This is a genomic window from Polaromonas sp. JS666, from assembly GCF_900103405.1.
Lineage (GTDB): Bacteria > Pseudomonadota > Gammaproteobacteria > Burkholderiales > Burkholderiaceae_C > Polaromonas.
In genome coordinates this window covers 789,032-800,140 of the sequence record NZ_FNHX01000002.1, presented here as the reverse complement: position 1 = coordinate 800,140, position 11,109 = coordinate 789,032, and the positions used below count along the sequence as shown (strand labels likewise).

Below are 11,109 nucleotides of genomic sequence, written 5' to 3'. Positions count from 1 at the left end.
AAACAAGGACACGCCATGGCGTGTCCTTGTCTGTATTTGTCTTCTTGGTTTTCTGTCCCCGATCCCGATTGCCCCGTCCTGGCTGGGCCGAGGAGCGCAGAGACAAGCGGATCAGGGCTGGCGTTGTTTGAGCGAAGCGCAGCGTAGCGAGTTTAGCCAGACCCCGCTTGGCTCGAGCACCGCAGGTTGCCCGTAGCGCAGCGGAGGGACCCAGACTGCGGGTCGCCTTTTCTTTGGTGACTTTCTTTTGGCGAAGCAAAAGAAAGTTACTGGCCGCCGGGCCACCCCCGGCCAGCAAGCCTATGCAAAGAGCGCATTGCCCAGACAAGACCGGGCGTTAATGAGAACCCCGATGAGCCCACCCGGTTGTATGTTTCTCAACATAACTGAACAACTCATACATCGCCATCGCCATCGCCCCAATCACCACCAAGCCGGCAAAAGCCAGCGCCAGCCGTTGCTGCGAACCGGCACTCTGCATGAGGTAGCCAATGCCCGAGTCGCCGGCCGTCATCTCGGCCAGCACGGTACCGACAAAAGCCAGCGTGATGGAGACCTTGAGCGAGGCAAAAAAGTAGGGCATGGAGCGCGGCAGGCCGACCTTGACGAGTACGTCCCAGCGTTTGGCGCCCAGCACGCGCAGCACGTCTTCAAGTTCAGGCTCCAGTGTGGCCAGGCCCGTGGCCATGTTGACGGTGATGGGAAAGAACGAAATCAGGAAGGCGGTGAGGATGCCGGGGCCTATGCCTATGCCGAACCAGACAATCAGGATGGGGACAATCGCGGCCTTGGGCACGGCGTTAAAGGCCACCAGCAGCGGGTACACCGCCGCATAGGCGAGGCGCGAGGAGCCGACTAAAAAGCCCAGCAGCACGCCGACGATGATGGACAGGCCGAAACCGACCAGGGTGACCCAGAAGGTTTTCCAGGCGGCTTCGGCGATCGGCGTGGCGAACTCGGCCATGGCCTGGGCAATCGCCAGCGGCGCGGGAAAAATGAATTCGGGCACGGTGAAGGCGCTGCACACCAGCTGCCACAGCAAGACCACGGCCGCCAGCAGCGCCCAAGGCGCCCAGCGTTCCAGCTGTTTGTTGTTCACGGTCATGGCGCAACCCCGCCGCGCACCGCGCCTATGTGGCCGCGCAACTCGTGCACGATGTCGCTGAATTCGCTGGTGTAAGTGACTTCGAGGTCGCGCGGGCGCGGCAGGTCGATTTCGCGCCGCACCACAAAGCGGCCCGGGCTTTTGCTCATCACATACACCGTGTCGGCCAGGAACACCGATTCGCGCAAATCATGCGTGACCAGGATCACGTTAAAGCGCTGCTCGGTCCAGAGGTCGCGCAAGATGCACCAGAGTTCCTCGCGCGTGAAGGCGTCCAGCGCGCCGAAGGGCTCGTCGAGCAGCAGCATCTTGGGTTCGTGGATCAGCGCGCGGCAAATGCTGGCGCGCTGCTGCATGCCGCCCGAGAGCTGCCAGGGAAATTTGTCTTCATAACCGGCGAGGCCGACCTTTTGCAGCAGGCGGCGCGCGCGTTCCTCGAACTCCTTGCGCCTGGCCTTGAACTGGCTGCGGTAGGGCTCGACGATCTCCAGCGGCAGCAGCACATTGCCGACCGTGGTGCGCCAGGGCAGCAGCGAGGGCGCCTGGAAGGCCATGCCTGAAATTTTCAGCGGCCCGGTCACGGGCCGGCCGTCGATCAGGATGCGGCCGGAGGAAGGCATCTTCAGGCCCGTGGCCAGCTTCATGAAGGTGGACTTGCCGCAGCCCGAGGGACCGACGATGGCGATGAACTCGCCCTGCCGCACCTGCAGGTCTATGGCCTCAACGGAAAATTGTTTGCGTGCGAGCAGCTCGTCGTTATACGCAAGCCAGACGTCGCGGAAATCAACGAAGTGATGGGAGTCGGCTGTGGCCAGGGACATGCTTATTTCTTGGGCACTGGCAATACATTGAGTTCGGCCGCCGTCGGCAGGAAGCTGCCGTTCCACACCAGCGCAGGGTCGACACGGGTCTTGGTGCCGAAGGCATCGGACACTTGCGAGGCCATCAGCGTGAGGCGCGGGGCTTTCACCTGGCCGAAGCCTTCGGCGCGCGCGTCGGGGCTGTTGACCACGGTGTCTATGGCCAGGCGCAGGCGGCGCACTTCCAGCGGCACGTTGATGATGCCGTCGCGCGCCTTGACGAATTCAATCGCGGCGGCCGGATCGGCCACCACGTCTTTCACGCCCCTGGTGAAGGCCTGCAGGAAAGCCTTGACGGCCTCCGGATGCTCCTTGATGAGTTTGGGCGAGGCGATCACCACATTGCCGTAGTGCTTCACGCCGAAGTCGGCATAGGGCAGGACTACCACGTCCTCGGGCTTGACGCCGCGCGCCTCGAGGTTGAGCAGCGAGGTGAAGGTAAAGCCGGTGATGGCGTCCACCTCGCCGCGCGCCAGCATGGTTTCGCGCAGCGGCGGGTCCATGGTGACCCACTGGAAGCCGGTGACCTTGTTGGCCTTGGCAAACACCGGGAAGGCGCGGCGGCCGGCGTCGAACACCGGTGCGCCCATTTTTTTGCCGTTGAGGTCGGCCGGCGTCTTGATGCCCGATTTCTTGAGCGCCATGACCGAGGCCGGCGTGTTGTTGTAGACCATCATCACCGCCACCGGCTTGTTGGGCGCGTCGGGGTTGTTGGCGTGGAACTCCATGACCGAGGCCAGGTCGGCAAAGCCCATGTCGTAAGTGCCCGAAGCCACACGCGTGACCGCGCCGCCCGAGCCGTTGCCGGCATCCACCGTGACGTCCAGCTTGTTGGCCTTGAAGTAACCCTTGGCCACCGGCGTGAGGAAAAGCGCGGAAGGGCCTTCAAAACGCCAGTCAAGCTGGAATTTGATGGGCGTGTTCTGCGCATGCGCGCCCAGGGCCGTCAGGGCAAGCACGGCCCCGGTCATCAGGCCGGCCAGGCGGGGGAGGGCAAAAGCGCGGTTTTTCATGGTGGAAAGCTTCTTGTAGGGGTGGCGGAAGGGGCAGCAGGCGGCTTTGTTAGAAGAGGCATGTAGCCATGCGGCAAGGCAAACCCCAAAACGATACAGCAAAAACAATGCCCGCCATGCCTGCGGAGTAGAACTTTCGGCTTGACGCGAGGGGCCCGCTGTTGTCTTCCGGATAGGCGGGCTGGGCAAGCTGGTGGCGCGAGTTGGCTAAAGCGCAACAGATACGCCATTCGACTGCTGTCAATGCTCGCAGCTTGTAATTTCTCACCGAATGGAATTTGGTGATTGCGCTTGTCATATTTGCCATATTTTTGGCGCATGCGCTTGCCGGCTCTCCGCTCAGTGGTCCTGCTGCCGCTACGCGGCCTCGGGGGTGCAGCCTTGACTGATTCAAAAAGAAGCGTGTCCGCGCGGCGATCAAGGGCCCGGGATGACAGCTGTCGTTACAGCTGTTTACGTTTGATCGGGGCCGGCGGGCCTGCATGTGTGGGCTCCCCCCGCTTTTACCTGTCAGTCCTGACAGGAAAGCACCTCCAGGCAGTCTTTGACTATTTCCGCGGCCCGTCCATAGAGTGCCATTGTGTGAGAGGGATTAAGCCGCGAGGCCGTCAGCTCCCAGGCCTTAGCAAGCCTTGGGGCGGCGGCTGAAGCGATCTAACAACGATGTGTTCAGACTGGGATTTCATGAAAACGCCTTTTTCGCTGCTGCGCCGCCAGATGTTGTCTATCCTGGGCCTGGGGGTCCTGACAGGGGGGATGGGGGGAGCGGGCAGTGCCTGGGCCCAGGCTGCGGCAGCCGGCAAAAAGCCGGCCGCCACGGGGGCGGGAGGGGGCAACTGGCGCTTTCTGATCAATGAAGCCGTGGGCGGCGACACCAACTCCTTTGTACTGACCAACCGCTACCGGCCTGCCGCCGATTTCATCACCGCCCAGCTCAAGGGCCGGCCCATCGTGGTGGAGCCCATGGTCGACATCAAGCGCTTCATGGCGGTGGCTCAGGGTGCCAGCAAACCCGAGTTCGTCTTCGGCAAGTCCGTCAACCAGCTGGCCAAGCTGGTGCGCGACAACGGCTACCAGCCGGTGGTGCGGCGCGCCGACCCCTACAAGGCGGCCTTCATCGTCGCCAAGGATTCCCCGATCAAAACCCTCACGGATGCGGCCGATGCCAAGGTCATCATGCCCGACGAGTTCGCGGCCACCAGCGCGGTGGCCCTGGCGGAACTGCGGCGGCAAAAACTCAGCCAGATCCGCGTGACGCACGTGCGCTTCCAGGAGGAAGTCGCGCAGTTCGTCAAGTCCGGAATGGGCCAGATTGGCGTGGTCAACCCCACCATCGCCAAAAAGTGGGTGGAAGACGGCGGGCGCGTGGTGGCGGAAACGCAGCCGGTGGTGAACTGGTCGATTCTTGCCGGTCCCGGCCTGGCTGCGGACATGGTGCAGCAGCTGCGCGATGCGCTGCTGGCCAGCAATCCCGAAAGCACCGCCGTCATGGCATCGATGGGCGTGAAGGCCTGGGCCAAAGCCGAAAGAAAGGATTACCTGGATTTGTTGGACTACACGAGGGAGTAAAAAAATGGACGTGTTGATTCGAACGAAGCTGCTTTCGCCGTCTGCATGGCGAACCGGGCTGCTGGCCGCCGTGCTGGCGCTTTCCTGCGGCGCGCAAGCCCAGGACAAAAGGGCCGTGCCGCCCAACATCGAGCGGGCCGCGGCGGAAATCGCCGCGGAACTCGCGAGCCAGTGTCCCCTGGCGCCGGCCGGCGACGTCGGCGCCTACAACCAGTGCCGGCAAGCCCTGTTCGGCCCCAGCCAGCTGCGCGCGCATGTGGCGCCCATCATGCTGTGGGGCCGGCAGAACAAAAAAGAGAACGCCACGCTGCGCCAGACCAACCTCACGCAGTTTGCGCCGGACGCCTGGACCGGCATGTATGCGCCGCTCTTCATGTTCAACGGCCGGCATACCGTGGAATGGGTGGCCGACGAGAAGATGTTCCTGGTGCGGCTGGAAGCGGCCTTTCGCAACCGCTTGCCGCCGGGCCAGTTTCCCTACCCGTTCTGGCACGAGGAGGCCAAGTGGGCCATGTACGAGAACGCCCGCAGCATGATGCTGTGGATGAGCCCCGAGACGGCCACCATCAAGGTGGCGCAGTTCACCGACGTGGCGCCCACACCGATGCTGCAGCCGGTGGTGGCGGTGCAGCATGAGAAATACCAGGGGCCCTGGCTGTGGACCGACGAAAAAGGCCACACCCAGCCGGCGGTGACCCTGTTCGACGGCCTGTACCGGCCGGAAAACCCGTACCTGGGCAGCGTGGACAAGCGCTACCGGGACCTGGCAACGCAGATGCGCGAGTCGCAGTGCGTGAACTGCCATGTGCCCAACAACCCCGACAAGATGAGCCGCCTGGTGCTGCTGTCGACACCCGCGCATGCCGCGGCCGAAGTGGACCGCTTGATCAAGGCCGTGCGGGAAGACCGCATGCCCATGGACGAGTTCAGGTTGAGCTACGCCCTTTCCGAAGACAACAAGAAGTGGCTGCTTGAGAGTGCGCTGGCATTCAAGGCAAGCCTGACCGCTGCCAGGCAATGGGAGGACGAGGCAGCAAAGAAGACTGTGCAATCTGCTATCAACCCTTTGAAGGTGATCAAATGAATACTGCATTGCTGTCACACGTAACCGGTCGCCGCGCGGTTCTTCGCGGCGTGGTGGGCGCCGCCGCGGCTGCCGTGGCCTGGCAGGGCTTTCCCTCGATCAGCTGGAGCCAGCAGCAGGCCGGTGGTGCGGAGCGCTGGCGGCTGCTGATCAACGAGGCGGTCACGGCGGACCTCAGCATTTCCATGCTGGCCCTGCGCTACCGGGGCTGGGCCGATTACCTGGGCGGGCAGATCCGCAGCAAGCAGGTGGTGGTCGATCCTGTCATCGACATCCAGAATTTCGTGCGGCAGGCATCGTCGGACCAAAAACCGCTGATCATTTTCGGGAAATCCGTCAACCAGCTGTCCAAGCTGGTTCGCGATGGGGGTTACCAACCCCTGGTGCGCCGGCCTGAGCCTTACAAGGCGGCGTTTATCGTGAACAACAATTCGCCGATCACCAGCATCGGCCAGCTCAGCGGCAAAAAGATCCTGATGCCGGATGAGTCCTCCGCCACGGTGGCAGTCGCGCGCGCCGAGATCCGCCGCATGAATGTGCGCGAGCCCTATATTTCCTACACGCGCTACCAGGACTCCGTATCGGCCCAGGTGGCGGCGGGCCTTGCCGAAGTGGGCGCGGTCAATCCAACCCTGGCGAAGAAATGGCAGGAAGGCGGCGGCCGCATCATCGGTGAAACCCAGCCTGTGGTGAACTGGTCGGTGCTGGCCGCTCCCGGCGTGCCGGCCGACATGGTCAGCAAGCTGACGGAGTCGCTGCTGGCCATGAACAGCCAGTCGGCCGGCATCCTGTCCGAGATAGGTGTCAAGCAATGGGTCAAGGCCGACCGCAAGGAATACCTGGCCCTGCTGGACTACACCCACGAGTGAGGTGAATTGGCGCGGGCTCTAGGCGCGTTCAGAGCGCGTTCAGAGCGCGACCGGATGCCCCGCCATGGCCTCCAGGGCCAGCACCAGGGCTGAATGGTCGGCCTGCCCATGGCCCAGCGCCGCGCAGGACTGCATCAGCTGCGCGGCATTGGCCGTCTGCGGCAAGGCTACACCCAGTGCCCGCGCGCCCTGCAGTGCGAGGTTCAAGTCCTTCTGGTGCAGCGCGATGCGAAAACCCGGCGCGAATGTGCGCTTGATCATGCGCTCGCCGTGCACTTCAAGGATGCGCGAGGCCGCGAAGCCGCCCATCAGCGCCTCGCGCACCCTGGCCGGGTCGGCGCCGGCCCGGGAGGCGAACACCAGGGCTTCGCCCACGGCGGCGATGTTGAGCGCCACGATGATCTGGTTGGCGACCTTGCAGACCTGGCCGTCGCCGGCGCTGCCGACGCGGGTGACGTTCTTGCCCATCAGCGCGAGCAGCGGCCTGATGCGCTCAAAAGCCTGCTCCTCGCCGCCGACCATGATGCTCAGGCTGGCGGCCTTGGCGCCGACCTCGCCGCCCGAGACCGGTGCGTCCAGGTAGTCGCAGCCCAGGGCCTGGATTTTTTCCGCGAAGCCGCGCGTGGCGATGGGGTCTATGGAGCTGCAGTCGACCACGACCTTGCCTGGGCCCGAGGCCTTGAGGCCTGCCGCCACGCCGTGCTCGCCGAAGAGCACGGCCTGCACGTCGGGTGTGTCGGGCACCATGATGAAGATGATGTCGGCCCGCTCGGCCACACCCTGGGCCGTGGTGCAAAGGGTGGCGCCGCCGCCCGCCAGGGCCTCGGGCACCGTGCCGCGGGTATTGACGAACAGCATGTGGCCGGCCTTGAGCAAATGGCCGGCCATGGGCGCGCCCATGATGCCCAGGCCGATGAAGCCGAGTTTGAGTCCTGACTTGATCATGATGGCCTGCCTTTATGCGGTGAGCGCGCTGCGCCAGCCCAGGCCCGCGGCCGTGGTGGTTTGCGGTTGGTATTCGCAGCCTATGGCGCCGGTGTAGCCGATGGCGTCGATGTGGCGCAGCAGCCAGCGGTAGTTGATCTCGCCGGTGCCGGGCTCGTGGCGGCCCGGGTTGTCGGCCAGCTGGATGTGGCCTATGCGGCCCAGGTGTTTGCTGAGCGTGGCGGCGAGCTCGCCCTCCATGCGTTGCGCATGGTAGATGTCGTACTGCACAAACAGGTTGTCCGAGCCGACCTCGTCGGCGATGGCCAGCGCCTCATCGGTGCGGGTCAGGAAGAAGCCGGGGATGTCGTAGTGGTTGATGGGCTCTATCAGCAGGCGTATGCCGGCCTGCTTGAGCGCGGCGGCCGCGTGGCGCAGGTTGGCGACCAGGGTGGCGTGGGCGTCCTCCCGCGCCACGCCCGCGGGCAGCTTGCCCGCCAGGCAGTTGAGCTGCTTGCAGTCCAGCGCGGCGGCATAGCCGATGGCGCGGGCCAGGCCTTCGCGGAATTCGGCCTCGCGGCCCGGGTGGCAGGCGATGCCGCGCTCGCCGGCCTCCCAGTCGCCGGCCGGCAGGTTGTGCAGCACTTGCGTGAGGCCGTTGTCCCTGAGCGCGGCGGCCAGCGCCTGCTTGGGATAGGCATAAGGAAACAGGTACTCCACGGCGTCGAAGCCGGCGGCGCGGGCGGCCGCGAAGCGTTCCATGAAGGGAAGCTCGGTGAACAGCATGCTCAGGTTGGCGGCGAATTTCGGCATAAGGGTCATCTTTCGATCGGGTCGGATTCAGTCAAGCAGCGCGCAGTCGATGGCGGTGGGCGCGTCGGATTTTTTCAGGGCGAGTTCCTCGAACTCGTTGATGTTGTCGATCTCCGTGCCCATGGCGATGTTGGTCACGCGCTCCAGGATCACCTCGATGACCACGGGCACCTGGAACTCCTTCATCCAGGCCTCGGCCTGCCGCACGGCGGGCGCGAATTCCTCCTGCCGGAGCACACGCAAGGCCTTGCAGCCCAGGCCCTCGGCCACCTTGAGGTGGTCCACGCCGTAGCCCCTGATGGCCGTTTCCTCTTCGGGCGTGTTGATGTTGTCAAAGCCCAGCTGCACGCAGTAGTCCATCTCGAAGCCGCGCTGGGCCTGGCGTATCAAGCCGAGGTAGGAGTTGTTGACCACGATGTGCAGGTAGGGCAGCTTGAACTGCGCGCCCACGGCCAGCTCCTCGACCATGAACTGGAAGTCGTAGTCGCCCGACAGCGCGATGATCTTGCGCGTGGGGTCGGCGGCGCGTACGCCCAGCGCGGCCGGCACCGTCCAGCCCAGCGGGCCGGCCTGGCCGCAGTTGATCCAGTGGCGCGGCTTGTGCACGTGCAGGAACTGCGCGGCGGCGATCTGCGACAGGCCTATGGTGCTGACATAACAGGCGTCGTCGCCGAAGGCATTGTTCATGCACTGGTAGACGCGCTGCGGTTTCATGGGCACGTTGTCGAAGTGGGTCTTGCGCAGCAGGGTGCGCTTGCGCTCCCGGCATTCGGCCGCCCATGGGCCGCGGTCCTTGAGCCGGCCGTCGGCCTTCATCTCGCCGGCCACCTGCACAAACAGCTCGAGCGCCAGCTTGGCATCGGAGACGATGCCGTAGTCGGGTGCGAAGACGCGGCCTATCTGCGTGGGTTCTATGTCCACGTGCACGAACTTGCGGCCCCGGGTGTAGACCTCGACCGAGCCGGTGTGGCGGTTTGCCCAGCGGTTGCCCATGCCCAGCACGAAGTCGGAGGCCAGCAGGGTGGCGTTGCCGTAGCGGTGGCTGGTCTGCAGGCCGCACATGCCGGCCATCAGCGGGTGGCTGTCGGGAATCGCGCCCCAGCCCATCAGGGTGGGGATGACCGGCACGCCGGTGATTTCGGCTAGTTGCACCAGCAGCGGCGAGGCGTCGGCGTTGATGACGCCGCCGCCGGCCACGATCAGCGGCCTGGCCGCTTCATTGAGCATGGCCAGGGCTTTTTCAACCTGGGCGCGGGTGGCGCAGGGTTTGTAGACCGGCAGCGGTGAATAAGTGTCGGGGTCGAACTCGATCTCGCCCATCTGCACGTCAAAGGGCAGGTCTATCAGCACCGGCCCGGGCCGGCCGGAGCGCATCAGGTGAAAGGCCTGCTGGAAGGCGCGCGGTACCTGCGCGGGTTCGCGCACCGTCACGCTCCACTTGGTCACGGGCTTGGAGATCGACTCGATGTCCACCGCCTGGAAGTCTTCCTTGTACAGGCGCGCGCGCGGTGCCTGGCCGGTGATGCAGAGGATGGGAATCGAGTCGGCCTGGGCCGAGTAGAGGCCGGTGATCATGTCGGTGCCGGCCGGGCCCGAGGTGCCTATGCACACGCCGATATTGCCGTGGCAGGCGCGGGTGTAGCCCTCGGCCATGTGCGAGGCGCCTTCGACATGGCGCGCCAGGATGTGGCCGATGGTCCCTTGCTTGCGCAAGGCCGCGTACAGCGGGTTGATCGCCGCGCCGGGAATGCCGAAGGCCTGGGTCACGCCTTCTTTTTCCATCACCCAGACCGCGGCCTGGATGGCCGTCATTTTTGCCATGCTTGAACTCCTTGGATGGAGCCGACTGTAGGCAGTCACGGCGCGGTGCGGAAGGCGGCGGGCCGCCATAAAAGCTATTCCATCCAGGAATAAACGGCCCCAGGATTCACCGATAACTCACTATGATGAAAGCATGGACAGATTGCAGGCAATGCACATGTTTGTGCGCGTGGTGGAGACTGGCAGCTTCTCGAAAGCGGCGCGCGAATTCGCCACCACCCAGCCCACGGTGACCAAGCAGGTGGCGGCCACCGAGGCGCGCCTGAAGGTGCGGCTGCTCAACCGCAATACGCGCGGCGTCAGCCTTACCGAGTCGGGCGCGCTGTACTACGAAAAGTGCAAGTCCATCGTGCGCGAGGTGGAAGAAGCCGACAGCATGGCGCGGCTGCGCCAGACGCAGGCCCAGGGCCTGCTGCGCATAGGCACTTCGGTGGCCTTCGGCCGCCGCGTCATCGTGCCGCTGGCGCTGGACTTCATGGCCAGGCACAAGCAGGTGCAGCTGGACCTGAGTTTTGAGGACCGTTATGTCGACCTGGTGGCCCAGGGCATAGACGTGGCGGTGCGCATGGGCAAGCTGGCCGACTCCACGCTGGGCGCGCGCTTCCTGGGCATGAACCCCTGGGTGCTGGCGGCTTCGCCGGCTTACCTGAAGAAGGCGGGCACACCGAAAAAGCCGGCCGATCTCAGCGGCCACAACGCGCTGGTCTACAGCAGCGTGCAGGGCGACGACGTCTGGCGGCTGCTCACCCCCAAAGGCGAGCCGGTGACGGTGCCGGTGACCGGCCGCCTGCATTCGAACAACCTCTCGGCGGTGCTGGCGGCGGCGCGCGGCGGCCTGGGTATCGCGGCGCTGCCGCGTTATGTGGCGGGCGATTCGCTGGCCTCGGGCCATATCGTGGAAGTGCTCAAGGACCATGCCTTGCCCGAGCAGGAAATCCACGCGGTGTTTCCCTCGCCCAAGCTGCTGCCGGGCAAGGTCCAGGCCTTTGTGGCTTTCCTGCAGGGGCGTTTCGGTGAGCGCTGGTGGGAGACCTTGCCCAAGGCCTGAGAG

General features: G+C 64.8%; 10 protein-coding genes. 4 read left to right on the top strand and 6 right to left on the bottom strand.

What is annotated here, in order from left to right; genetic code table 11:
- Window positions 1-337 precede the first annotated feature (337 nt).
- Genes BLQ85_RS08195 through BLQ85_RS08185 form a run of 3 tightly spaced genes read right to left on the bottom strand, consistent with a single transcriptional unit; the run spans window position 338 to window position 2,936 of the window.
- A complete protein-coding gene (locus BLQ85_RS08195) occupies window positions 338-1,105 on the bottom strand; it encodes an ABC transporter permease (RefSeq protein WP_175456059.1) in 768 nt (255 codons plus the stop codon).
- Window positions 1,102-1,926, bottom strand: a complete 825-nt coding sequence (locus BLQ85_RS08190; protein ID WP_074575798.1) for an ABC transporter ATP-binding protein — start codon at window positions 1,924-1,926, stop codon at window positions 1,102-1,104. The genes BLQ85_RS08195 and BLQ85_RS08190 overlap by 4 nt, the downstream gene beginning before the upstream one ends.
- Before the next feature lie 2 nt (window positions 1,927-1,928).
- The gene (locus tag BLQ85_RS08185; protein WP_254806381.1) at window positions 1,929-2,936 is read right to left on the bottom strand and encodes an ABC transporter substrate-binding protein; all 1,008 of its coding nucleotides are present in this window, start codon (window positions 2,934-2,936) and stop codon (window positions 1,929-1,931) included.
- Window positions 2,937-3,662: 726 nt separating this feature from the next.
- Between BLQ85_RS08185 and BLQ85_RS08180 the strand changes: the two genes are divergently transcribed.
- Genes BLQ85_RS08180 through BLQ85_RS08170 form a run of 3 tightly spaced genes read left to right on the top strand, consistent with a single transcriptional unit; the run spans window position 3,663 to window position 6,500 of the window.
- Entirely contained in the window at window positions 3,663-4,547 is an 885-nt protein-coding gene (locus tag BLQ85_RS08180; protein WP_074575796.1) for a phosphate/phosphite/phosphonate ABC transporter substrate-binding protein, read from the top strand.
- Window positions 4,548-4,551: 4 nt separating this feature from the next.
- Window positions 4,552-5,631, top strand: coding sequence for a hypothetical protein (locus BLQ85_RS08175; RefSeq protein ID WP_074575795.1), 1,080 nt, complete (start codon window positions 4,552-4,554; stop codon window positions 5,629-5,631).
- Window positions 5,628-6,500, top strand: a complete 873-nt coding sequence (locus BLQ85_RS08170; RefSeq protein ID WP_074575794.1) for a phosphate/phosphite/phosphonate ABC transporter substrate-binding protein — start codon at window positions 5,628-5,630, stop codon at window positions 6,498-6,500. The genes BLQ85_RS08175 and BLQ85_RS08170 overlap by 4 nt, the downstream gene beginning before the upstream one ends.
- Before the next feature lie 39 nt (window positions 6,501-6,539).
- Here the strand turns inward: BLQ85_RS08170 and BLQ85_RS08165 are convergent, their stop codons facing one another.
- From BLQ85_RS08165 to gcl, 3 genes are read right to left on the bottom strand one after another with little or no spacing between them, the layout of a single operon-like run.
- Entirely contained in the window at window positions 6,540-7,445 is a 906-nt protein-coding gene (locus tag BLQ85_RS08165) for a 2-hydroxy-3-oxopropionate reductase (protein WP_175456058.1), read from the bottom strand.
- Between the two features lie 12 nt (window positions 7,446-7,457).
- Entirely contained in the window at window positions 7,458-8,237 is a 780-nt protein-coding gene (gene hyi / locus BLQ85_RS08160; protein ID WP_074575793.1) for a hydroxypyruvate isomerase, read from the bottom strand.
- A 27-nt stretch (window positions 8,238-8,264) separates the two neighbouring features.
- On the bottom strand, window positions 8,265-10,058 hold the full coding sequence (gcl, locus tag BLQ85_RS08155; RefSeq protein ID WP_074575792.1) for a glyoxylate carboligase: 1,794 nt from the start codon (window positions 10,056-10,058) through the stop codon (window positions 8,265-8,267).
- 133 nt (window positions 10,059-10,191) lie between these two features.
- Between gcl and BLQ85_RS08150 the strand changes: the two genes are divergently transcribed.
- Window positions 10,192-11,106, top strand: a complete 915-nt coding sequence (locus BLQ85_RS08150; RefSeq protein ID WP_074575791.1) for a LysR family transcriptional regulator — start codon at window positions 10,192-10,194, stop codon at window positions 11,104-11,106.
- Window positions 11,107-11,109 lie beyond the last annotated feature (3 nt).